Annotated in this window: 24 protein-coding genes and 1 tRNA gene; 16 read left to right on the top strand and 9 right to left on the bottom strand. The window is 68.9% G+C overall.

Going from position 1 to position 18,568, the window contains the following annotated elements:
• Positions 1-13: 13 nt before the first annotated feature.
• The gene (locus HRC28_RS19330) at positions 14-1,294 is read left to right on the top strand and encodes a phospholipase D-like domain-containing protein (RefSeq protein ID WP_182377036.1); all 1,281 of its coding nucleotides are present in this window, start codon (positions 14-16) and stop codon (positions 1,292-1,294) included.
• Positions 1,295-1,362: 68 nt separating this feature from the next.
• Positions 1,363-2,631, top strand: a complete 1,269-nt coding sequence (locus HRC28_RS19325) for a glutamate-5-semialdehyde dehydrogenase (protein ID WP_237111571.1) — start codon at positions 1,363-1,365, stop codon at positions 2,629-2,631.
• Here the strand turns inward: HRC28_RS19325 and HRC28_RS19320 are convergent.
• Complete coding sequence (locus HRC28_RS19320; RefSeq protein ID WP_182377035.1) at positions 2,551-3,471, bottom strand: DMT family transporter; 921 nt, start codon at positions 3,469-3,471, stop codon at positions 2,551-2,553. The two genes, HRC28_RS19325 and HRC28_RS19320, sit on opposite strands and share 81 nt — an antisense overlap.
• Before the next feature lie 100 nt (positions 3,472-3,571).
• Here HRC28_RS19320 and HRC28_RS19315 point away from each other — a divergent pair, with 100 nt between their 5' ends.
• The 7 genes from HRC28_RS19315 to HRC28_RS19285 all read left to right on the top strand — a co-directional run bounded on the left by HRC28_RS19315 (position 3,572) and on the right by HRC28_RS19285 (position 6,684).
• Positions 3,572-4,222, top strand: coding sequence for a CDP-alcohol phosphatidyltransferase family protein (locus HRC28_RS19315; RefSeq protein WP_182377034.1), 651 nt, complete (start codon positions 3,572-3,574; stop codon positions 4,220-4,222).
• 13 nt (positions 4,223-4,235) lie between these two features.
• Positions 4,236-4,697, top strand: coding sequence for a VTT domain-containing protein (locus tag HRC28_RS19310; protein ID WP_182377033.1), 462 nt, complete (start codon positions 4,236-4,238; stop codon positions 4,695-4,697).
• 19 nt (positions 4,698-4,716) lie between these two features.
• Positions 4,717-4,881, top strand: a complete 165-nt coding sequence (locus HRC28_RS19305) for a hypothetical protein (RefSeq protein ID WP_182377032.1) — start codon at positions 4,717-4,719, stop codon at positions 4,879-4,881.
• A 7-nt stretch (positions 4,882-4,888) separates the two neighbouring features.
• Positions 4,889-5,536 (top strand): nicotinate-nucleotide adenylyltransferase, encoded by a 648-nt coding sequence (nadD, locus tag HRC28_RS19300; protein ID WP_272902642.1) that lies wholly within the window; start codon positions 4,889-4,891, stop codon positions 5,534-5,536.
• On the top strand, positions 5,533-5,916 hold the full coding sequence (gene rsfS, locus HRC28_RS19295) for a ribosome silencing factor (RefSeq protein WP_182377031.1): 384 nt from the start codon (positions 5,533-5,535) through the stop codon (positions 5,914-5,916). Before nadD ends, rsfS begins: the two co-directional genes overlap by 4 nt.
• Positions 5,917-5,921: 5 nt before the next feature.
• Positions 5,922-6,536 (top strand): histidine phosphatase family protein, encoded by a 615-nt coding sequence (locus HRC28_RS19290; protein ID WP_182377030.1) that lies wholly within the window; start codon positions 5,922-5,924, stop codon positions 6,534-6,536.
• Positions 6,537-6,611: 75 nt separating this feature from the next.
• Positions 6,612-6,684: transfer RNA gene (locus HRC28_RS19285), tRNA-Ala, on the top strand.
• 42 nt (positions 6,685-6,726) lie between these two features.
• Here HRC28_RS19285 and HRC28_RS19280 read toward each other — a convergent pair.
• Positions 6,727-8,100 (bottom strand): cytochrome P450, encoded by a 1,374-nt coding sequence (locus HRC28_RS19280; protein ID WP_182377029.1) that lies wholly within the window; start codon positions 8,098-8,100, stop codon positions 6,727-6,729.
• Complete coding sequence (locus HRC28_RS19275) at positions 8,097-8,438, bottom strand: hypothetical protein (protein WP_182377028.1); 342 nt, start codon at positions 8,436-8,438, stop codon at positions 8,097-8,099. Before HRC28_RS19275 ends, HRC28_RS19280 begins: the two co-directional genes overlap by 4 nt.
• A 183-nt stretch (positions 8,439-8,621) precedes the next feature.
• Here HRC28_RS19275 and HRC28_RS19270 point away from each other — a divergent pair, with 183 nt between their 5' ends.
• Positions 8,622-10,412: a histidine kinase gene (locus HRC28_RS19270; protein WP_182377027.1), complete on the top strand. Its 1,791-nt coding sequence runs from the start codon at positions 8,622-8,624 to the stop codon at positions 10,410-10,412.
• Positions 10,409-11,068 (top strand): response regulator transcription factor, encoded by a 660-nt coding sequence (locus HRC28_RS19265; protein WP_182377026.1) that lies wholly within the window; start codon positions 10,409-10,411, stop codon positions 11,066-11,068. Before HRC28_RS19270 ends, HRC28_RS19265 begins: the two co-directional genes overlap by 4 nt.
• A 69-nt stretch (positions 11,069-11,137) precedes the next feature.
• On the opposite strand, the gene HRC28_RS19260 is transcribed toward HRC28_RS19265, so the two are convergent.
• Complete coding sequence (locus tag HRC28_RS19260; protein ID WP_272902684.1) at positions 11,138-11,707, bottom strand: TetR/AcrR family transcriptional regulator; 570 nt, start codon at positions 11,705-11,707, stop codon at positions 11,138-11,140.
• A gap of 144 nt (positions 11,708-11,851) precedes the next feature.
• Here HRC28_RS19260 and HRC28_RS19255 point away from each other — a divergent pair, with 144 nt between their 5' ends.
• The 4 genes from HRC28_RS19255 (at position 11,852) to HRC28_RS19240 (ending at position 15,276) form a co-directional block, all read left to right on the top strand.
• A complete protein-coding gene (locus tag HRC28_RS19255) occupies positions 11,852-12,649 on the top strand; it encodes an SDR family oxidoreductase (protein WP_182377024.1) in 798 nt (265 codons plus the stop codon).
• 13 nt (positions 12,650-12,662) lie between these two features.
• The gene (locus HRC28_RS19250) at positions 12,663-13,079 is read left to right on the top strand and encodes an ester cyclase (protein ID WP_182377023.1); all 417 of its coding nucleotides are present in this window, start codon (positions 12,663-12,665) and stop codon (positions 13,077-13,079) included.
• Between the two features lie 84 nt (positions 13,080-13,163).
• Positions 13,164-14,333 carry a glycosyltransferase 87 family protein gene (locus HRC28_RS19245; protein ID WP_182377022.1) on the top strand — a complete coding sequence of 390 codons (1,170 nt, stop codon included), beginning with the start codon at positions 13,164-13,166 and terminating at the stop codon, positions 14,331-14,333.
• 52 nt (positions 14,334-14,385) lie between these two features.
• Complete coding sequence (locus tag HRC28_RS19240) at positions 14,386-15,276, top strand: SGNH/GDSL hydrolase family protein (protein ID WP_182377021.1); 891 nt, start codon at positions 14,386-14,388, stop codon at positions 15,274-15,276.
• A 9-nt stretch (positions 15,277-15,285) separates the two neighbouring features.
• Here HRC28_RS19240 and HRC28_RS19235 read toward each other — a convergent pair whose 3' ends face one another.
• The 5 genes from HRC28_RS19235 to HRC28_RS19215 form a co-directional block, all read right to left on the bottom strand.
• A complete protein-coding gene (locus tag HRC28_RS19235) occupies positions 15,286-16,332 on the bottom strand; it encodes a M36 family metallopeptidase (protein WP_237111570.1) in 1,047 nt (348 codons plus the stop codon).
• A gap of 69 nt (positions 16,333-16,401) precedes the next feature.
• On the bottom strand, positions 16,402-16,788 hold the full coding sequence (locus HRC28_RS19230) for a hypothetical protein (protein ID WP_182377020.1): 387 nt from the start codon (positions 16,786-16,788) through the stop codon (positions 16,402-16,404).
• A gap of 78 nt (positions 16,789-16,866) precedes the next feature.
• Entirely contained in the window at positions 16,867-17,148 is a 282-nt protein-coding gene (locus HRC28_RS19225) for a hypothetical protein (protein WP_182377019.1), read from the bottom strand.
• Complete coding sequence (locus HRC28_RS19220) at positions 17,145-17,417, bottom strand: hypothetical protein (protein WP_182377018.1); 273 nt, start codon at positions 17,415-17,417, stop codon at positions 17,145-17,147. The genes HRC28_RS19225 and HRC28_RS19220 overlap by 4 nt, the downstream gene beginning before the upstream one ends.
• Positions 17,418-17,455: 38 nt before the next feature.
• Positions 17,456-18,040 carry a 1-acyl-sn-glycerol-3-phosphate acyltransferase gene (locus HRC28_RS19215; protein ID WP_202033122.1) on the bottom strand — a complete coding sequence of 195 codons (585 nt, stop codon included), beginning with the start codon at positions 18,038-18,040 and terminating at the stop codon, positions 17,456-17,458.
• 95 nt (positions 18,041-18,135) lie between these two features.
• On the opposite strand from HRC28_RS19215, the gene HRC28_RS19210 reads away from it, so the two are divergent.
• Positions 18,136-18,567 (top strand): Fur family transcriptional regulator, encoded by a 432-nt coding sequence (locus tag HRC28_RS19210; protein ID WP_182377017.1) that lies wholly within the window; start codon positions 18,136-18,138, stop codon positions 18,565-18,567.
• Position 18,568 lies beyond the last annotated feature (1 nt).

Here is an 18,568-nt window from a genome sequence, read left to right as displayed (position 1 = left end):
TAGGGTTCTCTCCATGAAGATCGTTGCTGCAGCTTCCCTCCTCGTGCTCGGCCTGCTCACAGGCTCGGGGCAGGTGGCGGGCGCCAGCGCCGCGCCCGAAGCGTCGGTCGCATCTGCGACGGCCGCCTCCGTCCCCACCTGGCTCCCGCCCGTCGGTCCGGTCTTCAACACGCCGAACGGCACCTACGAGGGTCGTACGGCGATCCTGAAGCGCGTGCACGACGGCATCCGCAACACGCCGCCTGGTGCGACGATCCGGTTCGCTTCGTACAACATCGACCGCAGCGACACCGCCACCCTGCTGAAGGCGGCGAAGGACCGCGGGGTCAACGTCCAGATCGTTGTCAACGCGAACCTCATCGGCCCGGTGGAGAAGGGCCTGCAGGCCAAGTTCGGCAAGAACCCGAGGGCCAAGAGCTTCCTGATCATCTGCCGCAAGGCGTGCCGCAACGGTTCGCGTGGCGGCAACATGCACATGAAGACGTACACGTTCAGCCGGGCGGGTGCGGCCACCAGTGTGGTCATCAACAGCTCGGCCAACCTCAGCGGTGGCGCCGTTCGCGGACAGTGGAACGACGCCTACACCGTCTACGGCAACCACGACCTGTACCGAAGCTTCCTGGCGATCTTCAACCAGTTGAAGTTCGACCGGGCCGTGTCGCCCCGACGAGTCACCTACCGCACCGAGACCCTCGGCGTGTTCTACCAGCGCCTGTCGGCCCCGCGCGAGAGCGTGCGGTTCACGAGCTCCGGAGATGCCGTGCTCGACCGCGTGCGCCAGATCCACTGCCGGACCAAGCCCGGCTACGGTGCCAGCGGCAAGACCGTGGTCCGGATCGCGATGTACGCCTGGTACGGCACGCGCGGGAACCGGATCGCGAAGGCCGTCGCCGCGCGCAAGCGCGAGGGCTGCACGGTCGCGGTGATCGGTTCGGTCATCAGCAAGGAAGTCGTCCGGATCCTCAAGGGCTCCCGCATCAGCGTGAAGGCTGCCGACTGGGACTTCGGGATGAAGCTCTCGACCGGTGGCGAGAAGCAGGTCTACGGAACGCGGTGCTACTCCCACCTGAAGGTGATGACGATCGACGGCACCTTCCGCGGCCGCGCCGACAAGGTCGTCTTCACCGGCTCGGAGAACTGGTCGGCGCCCGCACTCGGTAGCGACGAGGTCACCTACGAGATCCACGACCCGGCCGTGCTCAGGACCTACAACCTCCGTTGGCGCGCGATGTGGGACAACCGCAACGTCACGCACCGGACCGGCATCGAGCCGAAGCGTCGTCCCTGCGCCTGACGCTCGACACTTCGATAGGGCCTGAGACGCCGTCCGTGTGACGGCGTCTCAGGCCCTAATCTCTTCCAGTGAGCAGTACTCCCGAAGTCCCCGGCCGGTTGTCGGTCATCAGCGCGGCCCAGCGTTCGCGCGTTGCCAGCCGAGGGCTGGCACTCGCCACCAGGGCGGCCAAGGACGCCGCGTTGCAGGCCATGGCCGACGCGCTCCTGTCGCGGTCCGGGGAGATCCTCACGGCCAACGCGGAGGACGTCGCTCGGGCGGTCGAGGGCGGTACGCCGGACAACATCATCGACCGCCTGCGACTCACCGACGCGCGCCTGGCCGACATGGCCCAGGGCCTGCGTGACGTCGCCGGCCTGGCCGACCCCGTCGGCGAGGTGGTGCGCGGTGGGGTGCTCGCCAACGGGCTCGAGTTGCGCCAGATCCGGGTGCCGTTCGGTGTCGTCGGCATGATCTACGAGGCCCGGCCCAATGTCACCGCGGACGCGGCCGGCATCTGCCTGAAGTCCGGCAACGCCGTGCTGTTGCGCGGCAGTTCCTCGGCTCGGTCGAGCAACGCCGCCATCGTGGCGGTGCTCCGGGACGCGGTCGAGGCCTCGGGGCTCGACCCCGACGTCATCCAGCTGGTCCCGGGTGACACCCACGACAGCGTCAAGGCGCTGATGCGGGCGCGCGGCCTGGTGGACGTCCTCATCCCGCGTGGGGGTGCCGGCCTGATCCAGTCGGTGGTGAACGAGTCGACCGTGCCGGTCATCGAGACGGGCGTCGGCAACTGCCACGTGTACGTCGACGCGGCCGCCGACCTCGAGAAGGCGCTGTCGATCGTCCTGAACTCCAAGACGCACCGCACCAGCGTCTGCAACGCCGCCGAGTCGCTGCTGGTCCACGCCGACGTGGCCGCCGACTTCCTGCCGCGCGTGGTCGCTGCGCTCCAGGCTGCCGGCGTCGTCCTGCACGGCGACGACGCGTTCGCGGCCCACGACGGAGTCCTCCCGGCCACCGACGCCGACTGGAGCACCGAGTACCTGTCGCTCGACATCGCCGCCCGCGTCGTACCCGACCTGGACGCCGCCCTCGAGCACATCCAGACCTGGTCCAGCGGTCACACGGACGCGATCGTCACCGAGGACCAGGGCGCTGCACGCCGGTTCGTGGCGGAGGTCGACTCGGCTGCGGTGCTGGTCAACGCATCCACCCGTTTCACCGATGGCGGCGAGTTCGGCTTCGGGGCCGAGATCGGCATCAGCACGCAGAAGCTACACGCGCGCGGTCCGATGGGGCTGCCCGAGATGACGTCGACCAAGTACGTCGTCATCGGCGACGGGCACACCCGCTAGCTCCTCCAGGCGTGCCAGGCGCCACAGGCCCCACGCCATCGCCAGCAGTGCCGCAAGGGACGTCAGAGCCGACCCCGGGGTGTGAGCGGGGACCTCGCGGAAGACGACGTGGGCGAATCCGAGGGTGAGCAGACAGTTCACGACGTTCAGGACCGGCATCGAGGCGGACAGCCGGGCCGAACGGTAGGCGAGCTGATTGACGGAGATGCCGCCGAGGCCGGCCGCGACGAGGGCGTAGGGGAGCCAGGTGGCGGCGAGTCCGACCCAGCCGTGTTCGTCGCGGTGCAGTTGGCAGGCCTCGATCAGGACGGCCATGAGGCCGAAGAGAACGCCCGATGCGCAGCCCAGCACGAAGGCCCGGGGCACCGGTCGGGTGAGGGCTCCGGCGATCACCAGGGCCGCGAGAGCGGCCATCCCGCACGCGCAGGACGCGACCAGCAGGGTGAAGGGGTCCGGCCCGCTGGCGGTCTGACGGACGTCGGAGGCGAGGAGCAGTACGGCGATGGCGAGCGCCGTCACGGCCACGGCGCCGAGTTCGGCGCGCGCTGGCCAGGTTCGTGCGAGGGCGGCCCGGATCGGGACGGCGAAGACGATGCCCATGATGGCGATCGGTTGCACGATGGCGATCGGCCCGTTGTCGAGCGCCAGCACGTGGAAGGTGAAGCCGACCGGCCCCAGGGCAAGGGCGAGCAGCCATTCGGGTCGTCGTACGAGGAACCGCATGAGGCCTGTCGCGCCGGTGCCGGAGGGTGCCTTTCCGGTGGCGAGGTGCTGGGTCGAGGTCGACACCGCGGTGGTCGCAGCGCTCGCGAGCGCGAAGACGACAGCCAGCCAGATCACGTTGCGACGCTAGGCAACGGAGGTGGACGGTCGATGAATCCCGGGAACTACTGGGGGTGTGTCGTCGGACGTTCTTCGGGCGCGCGGTAGGTTTCGCGACATGGCAGGCTCCCCGGACCGGATCTACGCGGATCCGTCCGTTGAAAGGCTCTTCACCGGAGCCACCATCATCACGTTCATCCGGACGGTCATCACCCTGGCCATTGCCGTTTGGGCGGCGTACGACGAAAGCCTCACGCTGATCGTCGTCGGACTCGTCGTCTACTGGGTGGGCGACAGCATCGATGGCGAGTGGGCGCGCTGGTTCGACTGCGAGACCCGGATGGGTGCGGTCGTCGACATGATGTGCGACCGCCTCAGTTGCGGTGCGCTGTACGTCGGGCTGATCTGGCTCGAGCCGACCGGCTACCTCAGCGACGAACCGATGACGTGGATCGGGATCCCGATCGCGATCTACCTGTTCGAGTTCATGGTGATCGACATGTACCTCTCGCTGGCGTTCCTCGCCTGGCCGATTCGCAGTCCCAACTACTTCCACGTCGTCGACCGCCGGATCTACCTCTGGAACTGGTCGCGGATCGGGAAGGCCGCCAACTCCGGCGCCTTCGCGGTGATCCTGCTCGTGACCGGCTGGGTGTGGCTCGGCATCGTGATCGCGGTGGCCCTGCTGGTCCTGAAGTGCGTTTCGCTGGGCTGGCTGTTGAAGCTCGGGGTTCCGATTCCCGCGCGCGAGCAGGTCGCGGACCAGTGACGCGGGGGCCGGCATGATCCTGTGGCTGACGACCTTCGCCTTCAGCATTGCCTCGGCCCTGCTTCCCTTCCTCCCGATGGAGGTCTACATCGTCGGCGCCGGCGCCGCCGACGGTGGTACGGCGACCGCGATCGCGCTGGGTATCGCGGCCGGCGCGGGCGCGACCGTCGGCAAGGTGGTCTGGTACGAAGCGGCCCGTCGCGGGGCCGATTCGGCCTGGGCCCAGAAGAAGTTGTCCTCGCCGAAGGTGAAGGCCGGCTACGAGAAGTGGGTCGCCCGGATGCAGGGCCGCCCCTGGTACGCGATCTTCGTGATGTTCGTGGCGGCCTCGGTCGGCATTCCGCCGCTGCTGGTGATGGCCGCGGTGGGCGGACTGCTCAAGATGCCGATGTGGGCGTTCATTCCGACGGTCTTCATCGGTCGCACGATCCGTTTCACGCTGTTGTTCCTGGGCGTCGACTTCGCCCTGCACTGACATTGGATAGGATCCGGCCATGCTCAGCCAGATCAGCACCCTTGCTCTCGTCGTTGCCAGTGCCGCCGAGGAGCACGGCGAGCCCGCCGTCAACCCGTGGCTCATCGGTGGCGGCGTCCTGGCGCTCCTCCTGCTCCTGTTGATCGGTCTGGTCGCCTTCGGCGGCGGCCGCGAACACAGCTGACCTGCCGGTGACGCCCACCGAGCCCGGACGCCGCGCCCGGGTCGGGGTGATGGGCGGCACCTTCGACCCCGTTCACCACGGCCACCTCGTGGCGGCGTCGGAGGTCCAGGGCTGGTTCGACCTCGACGAAGTCGTCTTCGTCCCGACCGGCCAACCGTGGCAGAAGGCCGACCGCGAGGTCGCGCCAGCCGAGCACCGCTACCTGATGACGGTGATCGCCACGGCCGCGAATCCGCGGTTCACGGTGAGCCGGGTCGACATCGACCGGGACGGGCCGACGTACACGATCGACACGCTGCGCGACCTCCGCAAGGAGCGCCCGGAAGCCGATCTCTACTTCATCACCGGCTCGGACGCATTGACCGACATCTTCAGCTGGCGCGACGCCGAAGAGCTCTTCGAACTGGCCCATTTCGTCGGGTGTACCCGCCCGGGCGCAGAGATGGACCCTGCGACGTTGGCAAAGATTCCGTCTGAGCGCGTCACCATGGTGGAGATCCCCGCACTGGCGATCTCCTCGACCGACTGCCGCGAGAGGCAACGAAGGGGCCAGCCTGTCTGGTACCTCGTGCCTGACGGCGTCGTGCAATACATCACCAAGCACGGGCTCTACCCACGTCCCGTGTCACACCAAGTTCAGTCCGGAGACTCATGACCGCCACCGACCACGCCGTCGAACTCATCCGCGCAGCGTCCCTCGCCGCTGCCGACAAGCTCGCCACGAACCAGCTCGCCTTCGACGTCAGCGAGCAGCTCGCCATCACCGACGCGTTCCTGCTCGCCTCGGGCGCCAACGACCGCCAGGTCCGCGCCATCGTCGAGGAGATCGAGGACAAGCTGCGCGACCTCGGTTCCAAGCCGATCCGCCGTGAGGGCCACCGCGACGGCCGCTGGGTCCTGCTCGACTTCGGCGAGATCGTCATCCACGTGCAGCACAGCGAGGAGCGCGAGTTCTACGCCCTCGAGCGCCTGTGGCGTGACTGCCCGGTCATCGAACTGCCGGCCGAGATCGCGGGCCCTTCGGTCGTCGAGTAGCGCTGGTGGGGAACGAGACGCCTGCGCGTCGGATCGTGCTGCTCCGGCATGGCCGGACGGCATGGAACGCCGCCCACAGGATCCAGGGACAGATCGACGTCGAACTCGATGACGTCGGGGTCGACCAGGCACGCTCGGTCGCCCCGCTGATCGCGGCGCTGGAGCCCACCCTGGTCTGGTCCAGCGACCTGGCCCGGGCCCGGATGACCGCGGACGAGGTCGCCAAGGAGGCAGGCCTCGTGCCGTCGTACGACGCCCGGCTGAGGGAGTTCACGCTGGGGGAGTTCGAGGGGCTGACCCACGACGAGCTCCGCGTGCGCGACGCGGGCGCCTTCGACCGGTTCCGTCGCGACGAATGGGTCGGCATCCCCGGAGCGGAATCGCCCCTCGAGGTGGCTGATCGCATCAGTGCCGCGCTCCACGACCTGGCCGACGCGCTGGGGCCGGGGGAGACGGGTGTCGCGGTCACCCACGGTGCGGCTGCGCGCGCCGGACTGGTCGCTTTCCTGGGCTGGCCGCTCGCGACCGCACGGGATCTGCGGGCGATCGGCAACTGCGGACGCGTGTTCCTGGAGCAGCGACCGACGGGTGACTGGCTGCTCGCGGCGTACAACCTCTGACCCCGATTTCACCTCCTCGGGCAGGGTTGGTTAGTATTCCGCAGGTTGATCCGCTCCGGCGGAGAAACTGAGTTTGGGGCTGTGGCGCAGCTGGTAGCGCACCTGCATGGCATGCAGGGGGTCAGGGGTTCGAATCCCCTCAGCTCCACCGAAATGCAAGATGCCGTCCCTCGGGACGGCATCTTGCATTTCAGCGTGGTGTGAACCGCAGCGGGACGGGTTCGGCCGCGGTGAGCGTGGCGCCCAGCGCGAGGGGGAAGCCTGGCCGCACCGACTTGATCGCCGTCGAGCGGACCACCGTCGCCAGGGCGAGCGTGGCCTCCAGCATCGCGAAGTGGTCGCCGATGCAGCTGCGGGGACCACCCCCGAAGGGGAGGTACTGCCAGCGATCAATGCCCTTGCGGCGCTCGGGCGCGAACCGGTCGGGGTCGAAGGCCAGCGGTGCCGCCCAGGCCCTCGGATCGCGGTGCAGCGCGTAGATCGGCACGATCACGGTGTAGCCCTGCGGCACCCGGAAGCCGTCGACCTCGACATCGCGGGTCGCGGACCGGGCCACCCCGGGAACGGGCGGGCACAGTCGCATCGCCTCGTGGATGACCTGGACCGTGTACGGCAGGTTCGACACGTCGTCGGTGGTCAGCGACCGCTCGCCCAGCGCGTCGACCTCGGCATGCAGACGCGTCTGGATGTCGGGGCGGTGGCCCACCTGCCACAGCACGTAGGCGAGCGTCGTCGACGTGGTGTCGTGACCGGCGAGCAGGAAGGCGAGCAGGTCGGCGCGGCGTTGTTCGTCGCTGAGAGCCTGCCCGGTCTCCGGGTCCACAGCCGCGAGCAGTTGGCGAATCAACGGCGCCTCGTGATCGGGATCCTGTCGGCAGGTCGTCATCGCTTCGTTGCTGAGCTCGTCGATCGCTGCCCAGGCCTCGAAGAACCTGCCGCGCACCGGCGTCGGGAGCCAGTACGGCGCCCGAGCGGGTCGCACCGCGCGTTCCAGCAGGTACGTCATGATCACGTCGACGTGCGGGGCCAGCACCTCTGCGCGATCGCCCAGATGCAGCCCGAACACGGAACGGCCGAGCACTTCCAGGGTGAGTACGCGAGTGGCTCTACCGACGTCGACCTCCACTGCCCTTGCCCACCGCTGCACCTGTTCCTCGGCGATCGCCGCCATGCCTCCGCCGTACGTTGACACCTGCGGCTTGGTGAAGACCGGCTGGAGGGCACGCTTGCGGCTGAGCCACGGTTGGTAGGTCATGTGGAACAGGTCATCGGACGGGCGTCCGCTGTGCCTCCCGAGAAGCCGTCGCTGCACATTGAAGGGCGTGTTCTTGTCCAGGGCGTCGTCGTGCCGTCCGAGGACGTCGTGAGCGGCGCGAGGACTGACGGCGAGGGCGACCTGGGGCACGAGCCCGGCCGGCCCGAGCCGCATGTCGGCCACCCGGAGCCCCTGGTCGCGGACCCACTCGCCGCCCGTGTGGTATTCCGCGACAGCGGCGAGGCGCTGGCGCCAGGTTCCTTGCGCGCGGGGGAGCGTCGCCGTACCGACGACCGACGGGGTTGTCATCGGTGCGCCGACGCGGGACGGGGCTCGGTCCCGTCGTCAGTGAGCGCGCCCAGGACCGCGCCGAGGCCGCCGACGACGATGCCGATGGCGCCGCCCTCCTCGTCGGCGACGATCGCCGCGACACCAGCCACGACGTTCAGTGCGCCGACCCCGATCACGGCGAGCCGGCCCCAGGACTGGCGGAAGACAAGACCCAGGACGGCGGCGATCCCGAGGACGGCGAGCACGCCGCCGGCGGCCTGGACACTGTCGGCCTGTTCCGGGTCGATGGCGGCGCCGAGGTTCATCAGGACGAAGAGTGCGGTGACGGCGATGGCGGCCCAGCGGATGATCTTCATGACGTGCTCCTTGGGGAGAGAAACGGTTGGTTCTCCGACCGTGCTCCGTCCGCGGTTCCCGCGAACAGGGAGACGTCTCACCGGCGCACCGCCCGGTTCCCGGAACAGCGGGAAGGTCTTCCCGTACGGGCGGGAGCGTTGGCCATTGCCGCGCCGTTGAGCAGGGTGCAGGCTCGGCTCATCGTGCGAAACTCACTGCGGCAACTTGCTCTGCGCCAGGCCAACGGGCTGGCGATTGTCGTGCTGCTCTGCACGGTCGCCGGCTTCGCCGCTTTCCTCCTGCTGGCGCGCAACGTCGATCCATCGAGCGGTCTGGCGTCCGCGGAGTTCGTCTACAGCGCCTGCCAGGTCCTTCCCTATGGACTGATGGGCGCTGTGTTGATGGCCCGCCGTCCCGACCTGCCGTTCGGTTGGTTGCTGGCACTGGCGGCGATGTCGCTCGTTCTGATGTTGGTGGTGGTCGGGCCGTCGTACTGGGCGCTGGACGAGGGGCACGGCGGCGAGCTCGCGCTCTGGGGGCTGACGTTCGGCTCCCTGGCTTTCGTGCCGGCGGCGCTCGAGGGCCTGATCAACGTGCGATTCCCCTCGGGGCGTCCGACGGGACGCTGGGGTCGCTGGCTCGACCGGGTGCTGATCTGGGGGATCGGGGTCGTGCTGGTCGGCGGCTTGCTCGGGGACTCGGCGATCCGTTCGATCCAGCCCGACAGTGACGCCGATCCGAACAGGTTCATCGACGGCACGCCGATCGTCGACATCGGGAACGCCCTCGGCTTCGCCACGCCCCTGGTGATCCTGCTCGGCGTGCTGGCCGGGATCGGCGTGGTCATCCGCTGCTTCCGCTCGAGCGGCCTGGAACGCAAGCAATTGCAGTGGCGCGCTGCCGGTGTCGTGGGGGCCCTGGCGCTGTTCCCGTTCGCGGTCGCCGAGACCTTGCCCGACTGGGCATCGGGGCTGGCCCCCTTGCTGTTCGTCGTGACGCTCGCGGTCCCCGTGCTCCGCTATGACCTCTGGGCCATCGACAGCCTGATCCGGCGTTCGGCTGGATACGCCCTGAGTTCCGAGGGCTCGGTCGTGGAGAACCTGGTCCGGTCAGCGGCGGAGATGCTGAAGCTGCCGTACGTCGCCGTCCTGCGCAACGACGTCGTCCTCGCGTCGTACGGCGAGCCGACGGATCTGGCTCAGACGTGGCCGTTGTTCCATCAGGGCGAGCAGGTCGCGTTGATGGGAGCGGCTGCACCGCACGGCCTCGCCGCCATCGGTGACCGGGACCGTCAGGTGCTGGCGACGATGGCGCAGCTGATCGCCGGCTCTGTCCACGCCGAAGCGCTCAATGCCGACCTGCTGACCACGCGTCATCAACTGGTCGCCGCTCGCGAGGAGGAACGACGGCGGCTTCGACGCGACCTCCACGACGGACTCGGACCGCTGCTCACCGGACTCGGGCTCAATCTCGATGCAGCCCGGTCCAGCATCGCTCAGGACGCTGACCGCGCCGGCACCTATCTGGACCGGGCGAAGGACGCATCGAGTCAGGTCATCAACGACCTGCGAGGTCTGGTCTACGGGCTGCGCCCACCGGCCCTCGACGACCTCGGCTTCATCGGGGCAGTTCGGCTGCACGCGGAACGGATCGCCGACGAAGGCGGTCTCGCCCTCGACCTTCGGCTGCCCCGTGAGGTCGTCCTGCCGGCTGCGGTCGAGGTCGCGGCCTTCCGGACCGTGGTCGAAGCGGTCACCAACGTGGTGCGTCACTCGGGCGCCTCGTCCGTGACGGTGACGGTCGCACCCAGTGAACGAGATGTGGTGGTCCTGGTGACCGATGACGGGGTTCCGGCCGGGGAGTGGCAGCCGGGCGTGGGGCTCAGCGGCATGCGGGAGCGTGCCGAGGAACTGGCGGGGACGTTCACCGCCGGATCGTCACCTGGTGGCGGCCGTATCGAAGTTGTCTTCCCCTTGCGGACAATGACGCCATGACGACCGTGGTCCTGGCAGATGATCATCCGCTGGTCCGGCAAGGACTCCGCGCGGTGTTCGACAGCACCACCGACATCCAGGTCGTGGCCGAAGCCGAGGACGGCCTCGAGGCGGTCCGGCTCTGTGTGGAGCACCGGCCGGACGTCGTACTGATGGACCTCCAGATGCCCGTCCTGCACGGCCTCGAGGCGACCGGGCAGGTTCGCGCGAAGAGTCCCGGGACGGCTGTGCTGGTGCTCACCATGTTCGACGATGACGACACGGTCTTCGCTGCGGTCTCGGCCGGCGCTGCGGGCTATCTGCTCAAGGGGTCCGACGGCGGAGACATCGTGGCGGCCGTGCGGGCAGCAGCCGCAGGTCAGGCTGTCTTCGGTGCAGCGCTCGCCCAGCGTATGCAGTCGTGGTTCGCCCGGTCGGCGGAAAGGTCGGACAAACCGCCCTTCCCGGAACTGACGGCGCGTGAGCGCGACATCCTGAACGGCGTCGCCGGTGGTCTCACCAATGCCGAGATCGGAGCGAGCCTGTTCCTGTCGCCGAAGACCGTGGCCAACAACGTCACCACGATCCTCGACAAGCTGCACGTCGCCCATCGGACCGAAGCGATCGTGAAGGCCCGTGACGCCGGCCTCGGACGAGGCGTGCGCGACGACGGCTGAGCTGCCGTTCGCCGGCCGTGGACCAGTCGGGTCATCGATCCGTCGGGTCTGCGACGGACCGGTGAAGTCTCACGGCGGCGTGATCACCGCACGCAGCATCTTCATCAGGAGCGCGCCGCCGCTCTCGAGTTGGCGGGCGGCGGCACCCGGGTCGTCGGCCAGCACCTGCACCGTGGCCTTCAGGCCGTCGAAGGCGCCGACGAGGAGGGTGGCCACTTCGACCGGGTCCACCGGGGGATCGGCCGCGGCGGGCAGGGCGTCGCGGACCAGGGCCGCGACGTCGTCGATCCAGCGCCGCGTCAGTTCGGCCGCGAGGGAACGGGTGGCGGGCAGTTCGGAGAGGTTCTGCGTCAGGCGCGCGACCGCCCAGGCGTAGGGGTCCTCCTGGTGCAGGCCCAGCATCGCTGGCAGGAGGGCTTCGAGACGTTCGGTACCCGGCGGTGTGGCGGCCAGCCGCGAGCGAACCTGGTGGAGCCAGGACGCATGCTTCTCGGTGAGTACGGCGACCGCCAGCGCTTCCTTGTTCGCGAAGTGGAAGTACACCGAGCCCTTGGTCATGCCGCTCGTCTCGACGACGTCGTCCATCCGCGCCTTGTCGTACCCCATCTGGGCGAACACCGCCGCCGCGGCGTCGAGGATCCGCCCACGCGAAGCGGCGCCGTGCTGGGTGGGCCCGGGTGGGCGGCCGACGCGTCGGGGAGCCGGGGGCGCTCGAAGACCTTGTCATGTGCCTACCCTACTGCTATTAATTAAACCGACGAGTCGGTTTAATTAAGGAGTGAGATGGCAGGCTATTTCGAGAAGCAACACGTGCTGGTGACCGGGGCCTCGTCGGGAATCGGGCGCGCCCTGGCCGAGCGGGTCGCTGCCGAGGGCGGTGACCTGGTGCTGGTCGCCCGGCGGGAGCCGGTGCTGCGGGCGCAGGCCGAGGACCTCGAGAGGCGCTTCGGCGTCCGGGTCGACGTCGTGCCCGCTGACCTCAGCGTGGCTGGGGCGGCGGCAGGGATCGTCCGGGCGCTGTCGGAGCGGGGTCTTTCTGTCGACGTACTGGTCAACAACGCCGGACTCGGCATCCACGGGGACCTGGCGGGTGCGCGCCTGGTGGACGTGTCCACGCAGATCGCGGTGAACATCACTGCGCTCAGCGAGCTCACTGCTCTGCTGCTGCCGCCGATGGTCGCTCGTGGGCATGGGGCGATCGTCAACGTGGCCAGCACGGCGGCGTACCAGCCGGTTCCGCACATGGCCGTGTACGCCGCGACCAAGTCCTACGTGCTGTCGTTCACCCGTGCCCTGTGGTCCGAGACGCGCGGCACCGGAGTCCGGGTGCTCGCTGTCAGTCCGGGTGCCACGGACACCGCGTTCTTCGATGTCGCAGGCGACGACGCATCGGTGGGGAACCGCCGTACGCCCGAGCAGGTCGTCGACGTCGCGATGAGCGCCCTCAGGGCCGACCGCCGCGAGGTGGTCGACGGCGCTGCGAATGCGCTTCTCGCCCGCGTGGCAGGCCGTCTGCCCACGCGATGGGCGATCACCCTGGCCGAACGCTCGGTTCGGCCGCAATCCACCACCACCAACTGATCCAGGAGCCACCATGTTCATCAACGACTTCGCCGCCGCAGCGGCAGCCGCCGTCAACAACCACGACGTCGAGGAGATCCTCGGGTTGTGGCGCGAGCCGGCCGCCTACGACTCGCCCATGACCGGTCCCCAGCAGGGTCTCGCCGCGCTGGCCGAGCGCGAGACTGACCTGTTCGCGGGATTCAGCGACCTCGCCGCCACCGTCCAGCCCCTTGGCCAGGAGCAGTCCACGGGCGTCGCGCTCGTCCGCTTCACCGGCACGCATGACGGCTGGTACGCCGGCTTGGCGCCGAGTGGGAACACGATCTCCCTCGAGATGGTCGCCGTCATCACCTTCGACGACGACGGCCGCGTCGTCGGCGAGCGCGTCTTCATCGACAGTGCGACCGTCGCCGCTCAACTCACCGGGTCAGGTGTCGCCACGCGGTGAACCCGTGAGGACGGGCAGGTGAAGTCTCGATACTTCGCCTTCCACGAGACCGAATCGGGTGTTCAGTCCACCTAGCCTCGACAGGTGGACTCTCCCCGCACCGCCCGTCGTGTGACCGTCGCCCTCGCCGTCGGTGTCGGGCTGTGGTGTGCCCTGCTCGCCTGGCGCTGGGACTGGTTCATCGACCTGCGGGTCTACGAACTCGGTGCGAGTGCGCTGTTCGGGGGAGACCTCTACGACGTCCGCTTCCACGTGGCTGATCTGCCGTTCACCTATCCGCCGTTCGCGGCCGTGTTGATGCTGCCCGTGGCCGTGCTGCCGCTGTGGCTGACGGCGGCGCTCTGGTCGGCGGCGTGCGTGCTCGTGCTGGCGTGGGCGATCAACGCGACGCTCAAGGCCTGCGGGTCGACGTACCCGGCTGTCGTCGTGCCGATCCTGACGGCCGTTGCGCTGCTGAGCCAGCCCGTGTGGTCGACACTGTCGTACGGCCAGGTCAACCTGTTCCTGATGGCCGCGATCCTGGCCGACGTCCTGCGCCCCGAACGGCGGCACGCGGGTTGGCTCGTCGGGATCGCCGCCGGCATCAAGCTGACGCCGTTGTTCTTCGTGGCGTTCTTCCTGGTGATCGGCCAGCGTCGCGCTGCCGGGGTCGCCCTGGGGAGCTTTGCGGCCACCGTGCTCGTCGGGGCGGCGTTCGCGCCCAGCGCGTCCGTCGCGTACTGGACGGAGATCCTGTGGGACCCGGGCCGGATCGGCGGTGTCGAGTACGCCGGCAACCAGTCCGTGCTGGGCACGCTGAGCCGGCTCCTCGGCCACGAGGCGCCCACCTCGCTCTGGTTCGTGGTCGCGGGTGCGATCGCGACCCTCTCCCTGCTCGCAGCCGCCCTCCTGTGGCGCTCGACGTCGCCCGCTGCCCGGCCGCTGGCCGTGGGCATGGCTGCCCTCGGCATGGTGCTCGCGTCGCCGATCTCGTGGGACCACCACTGGGTCTGGTTCGTGCCGATCACGCTGGCGCTGTGGTTCAGCGACCTGCCCCGGGCCCGGGTGGTCGCGGGCGTGGTTGTCGTCATCGCGGCGTCACGAGCGATCTGGTGGGCACCGTTCCGGAACGGGGTCGAGTACGACTGGAACTTCTGGCAGGGGATGTCGGGCAACCTCTACGTGCTGACGGCCGTCGCGCTCATCCTGGCGGGCGTCGGCTGGGGTGGCCGGGTCCACCATGTGAGCAATGAGGGACAATTACTACACAAGTGAAGCAAGTGGACGTAACGTCGGCGCGACCTGCTGGTCAGCCAAGGAGAGACGTATGCGCACACGCTCGATGAGGTCGGCCACGGCCCTGTTGGCCTTCGGTTCGTTGATGTCGGCCACGGCTGCCGTCGCTCTGGTCACGGGCCCGGCGACCGCGGACTCGCCGGTGGATCCGGTCGAATACGTCAATCTCGGGGACAGCTACAGCGCGGGCAGCGGGGTCTTCCCGATCGCACCCCGCACCAACCCGATCTGCTGGCAGTCGTCGAACAACTGGGCCCATGACATTGCCTCCGAGCACGGGTACCAGCTGATCGATGTCAGCTGCGGGGCAGCGCAGACCAAGGACTTCTTCACGTCGCAGATGCAGGGGCTCGCGCCGCAACTGGACGCCCTGTCCGCGTCGACGGACCTGGTCACGATGACGATCGGCGGCAACGACAGCGACACGCTCGCCAACGCGGCGATCTCCTGCGGGGCACTCGCCGTGGCTTCCCTCGGACAGGGGAGTCCGTGCAAGGCGAAGTACGGCTCCTCGTTTGCCGACACGGTGCGCACCACCACCTACCCCGCGCTGGTCAATGCCCTGGGTGCGGTGCAGGCCAAGGCGCCCAATGCCAAGGTGGCCATCGCCGGCTACCTCTGGCTGCTGCCGCCCACGGGCGGATGCTTCCCGCTGATGCCGATCGCCCGGGGTGACGTGCCCTATCTGCGCGACCTGCAGGCCACCTTGAACGACGCCGTCCGCCGCGCCGCCGAGGTCACCGGCGCCACCTACATCGACGTCTCGACGATCTCCGAGGGCCACGACGCCTGTCGACCGATCGGCACGCGCTGGGTCGAGCCGGCGCTGGGTTCGGTCCAGCTCGTTCCTGTCCACCCCAACCTCCGCGGCGAACAAGCCATGGCCGACCAAGCGGTCGCTGTCCTCGGCCTGGGCCAGTGACCTACCTGCTCAGAACGTGATCCCGCGGTCGGCGAACCGGCTCTTGACTGCGGCGGCGAACGCGGGACCATCAGCCAGCGCCTCGGCGTACGTCGCGGCGGCCGCAGCTGAGAAGGACGTGTCGGGCGCGTAGTTGAACTGCGAGGCCACCAGGGTCCGGTCCCAGTCCCTCGTGGTCCCGCCGAGCGTCACGTAGTCGCTGCGGATCTCCCACAGTGCCTGGGACCAGATCTGCCCGTCGTGATGGACCTGGTCCTTCTTGTCGGCCACGGTCAGGTTCGTGTGGAAACTGCGGATGCAGTGCGGCGCGTCCGTGTACGACGTCGCGTCCCAGTCCATCGGGCAGGACGGGTCAGCGGCGACCGGCCAGCCTTCGGTGGCGGCTGCATCGAGGCCGACCGTCACGGCGAGGTAGTCGCCGAAGGACTCGCCGATCGACCCGGCCTCGAGGCTCTGGCCGTAGCCGGGGACCTGCGACTGGTGCACGGCGTGGCCGTACTCGTGCACGATCACCTCGGCGTCCTCCGCGTCGTCGACCCCACCCTTGCCCAGCCGCACGCGGAAGGGCTTGTCGGTCTGGTAGCTGTTGTCGCCGCCGTACTGGTTGATCTTCACGGGGAACGGCGCGTGCAGGATGTTGTCGAAGCCCAGGGACTGCAGGTACTCCTGGGCCTGGTTGACCCAGAAGTACGCCATCACCTGCTCGAACTGGTCCTGCGAACGGTCGTAGAGGAACGTGTTGGTGCGGCTGAAGGCGGGCGTGCCGGTGCTCGACTCCACCGTGACCCACGCGCCGCGCAGGTAGCCCGAGCCGTCGAGGTTACGCAGTTCGGCGTCGGCGTACGCGCTGTCGGGTACGGCGCCCGCGGAGTCCTTCTGGTCGGTCAGTCCCTGGTCGTTGCTCGACTGGACCGGGTTGACCATGAAGATCCGACCCGTACCGGTGTCGCTGTTGCTGCCGCCCTTGTCGGCATCGGCCGGACCGGTCGCGACCACGGTGGTGGCCAACGACAACGCACCGACGAACACCATTGCTGACTGACGCAACCGACTCACGAGGGACCTCCTGCTGGGCTCTGGACGACCTTGCGCACAGTACGCCCGTCCGGCCCACCTGGTCACCCGTCACCACGCGTGCCAGTCGCCCGCTCTCGACCAGTCGCCGGAGTAGCGATGCGTCCTGATCCGGTGCACGAGGGCCTTCGGTACCGGCACCTGAATGCCGTGTTGCACTGCGTGGATCTGTTCGTCGCCCACGGGCGGAGCGCCCGTGTTGGTCATCGCCGACACCGGCCGACCGTGGGTGTCCAGGCGGATCACGACGGTGCGTGGAATCGTCGCCGAGAGGTTCCCGCCCGACGTCGTGACGTCAGCCGGTGTCGGTTGCGCGGAGACGGGTGTACTGCGGACCTGCTCGGTCCTCGCGTCGTGCCGCGCAAGAGCCCACTGGCTGCCGCCGACGGCGATGGCTGTCACGACGCAGCCGGCGACGATGGTCGACCGAAGTGCCATGCGAGTGTCCCGTCCCTGGGCGCGCAGCGGGCGCTGCGTACGGACCTCATCGGCCGGGCGGCGGGTGCTCCTGAGGGATCACTCCGGCTGTGCGGAGCTGCGCCCACTCGCCAGTCGGAGCGCGAGAATCCCTGCACACACCGGCGTGATCACCAGGTTCGGCAGCAGGATCGGCAACAAGTCGTTCGCGGCGCCGTACACGATCCAGGCGGCGCCCTGGACCGTCGCGATGGTCCAGGTCCACACGCTCAGGCCGCTCATCGCATGCACGTCGTGCCGCTTGTCGATGGTCCTGCGTGCGTGCGGCATGAACTGGGCGACGTCGATGACGCCCACCAGCAGGCCCAGGGCAACGCTCATGCCGTCCGCCTCCTCGCCCGCTGGAGCAGGCCGAAGATCAGCGTCGCGCAGACCAGATTGAGCACCCCGGCGGCCACCACGGGCACCGCGTGGGCACTGTGCCCGTAGACCACCAGCAGGGCGTTGAACACGATCGCAATGGCGTACGCCGACGCGCTGATCGCCGCGAGGGCGTCGACGTCGCGCCGCAACCTCACGACCCGCACGGCCTGCGGGGCCCACATGCTGGCGGAGCCCACCGCGCCGACGTACCCGATGGCTTCGAACATGGGACAAAGCCTGACACGGGGCCTGAAGCCCCGACTCGTCAGTCCGTGGCGTTCTCCTCGCGCAGTCGCGGCTCGGTGCGGTTCTCCGGACGAACGCCCAACTTGTCGGCGTAGAACTCGCGCACGAAGTCCATGTCCTTGACGACGTCGTCGGACGGGCTGAAGGTCGGGCCCATGCCGAGGGTTCGGGTGGGGGAGTCGATGAAGCCGAGGCTGATCGGGAGACCGGTCTGCTGGGAGATCTTGTAGAAACCGGGCTTCCAGTACTCGCCCTTGCCGCGGGTGCCCTCGGCCGCGATCACGAGCAGGAAGGGCTGGTCGCCCTCGGCCTCCTGGAGCAGGGCGCGGATCGTGGCGCCGGGGTTCTTGCGGTCCAGCGGGATGCCGCCGGTCTTGCGCATCAACCAGCCGACGGGCCCCTTGAAGAAACTCTCCTTGATCAGGACCTGGGGGCTCCTGCCCCCGGACCACGCGATCAGCAGCATCGCGACCCAGTCCCAGTTCGACGTGTGCGGAGCGCCGACGAGGATGCCGGTTTCCGGTACCTCGCCGACGAGGCGCCACCTCGTCGTACGCAGTGCGCCGCGGGCGAAGGCGCGTCGGACCCTCATCTTGTGTGCCATGTCGCGACGCTATCGGCTCGCGCCGTCGGCAAGGAGATCGGGGACTCGCCGAAACTAGTCTTGACTCATTCAAGATTAGTGGCAGACTGGCCGACATGACCCAGCCCGACTTCTCGCACCAACTGCGGGACGTCGCGCTCCGGGTCACCCAGCCGCGGCTGGCCGTGCTGCAGGCGGTCCACGCGAACCCGCACGCCGACACCGAGTCGGTGATCGCCGCCTCGCGCACCCTGCTGCCGGAGGTTTCCCACCAGGCCGTCTACGACTGCCTGCGCACCCTCACCGAGGCCGGCCTGGTGCGCCGGATCATGCCCGCCAACTCGGTGGCGCGCTACGAGACGCGCACTGGCGACAACCACCACCACGCGGTCTGCCGCTCCTGCGGCGAGATCGCCGACGTGGACTGCGCGGTCGGCCACGTGCCCTGCCTCACCGCATCGAACTCCCACGGTTTCGTCATCAACGAGGCCGAGGTCATCTATTGGGGCCTGTGCCCCGACTGTTCCATCGCATCTCCCCGCCCCTGAT

The organism is Nocardioides sp. WS12, from assembly GCF_014108865.1.
Taxonomy (GTDB): Bacteria; Actinomycetota; Actinomycetes; order Propionibacteriales; family Nocardioidaceae; genus Nocardioides.
The sequence above is the reverse complement of the archived record's forward strand: the minus strand, read 5'-3'. Positions and strand labels throughout refer to the sequence as shown.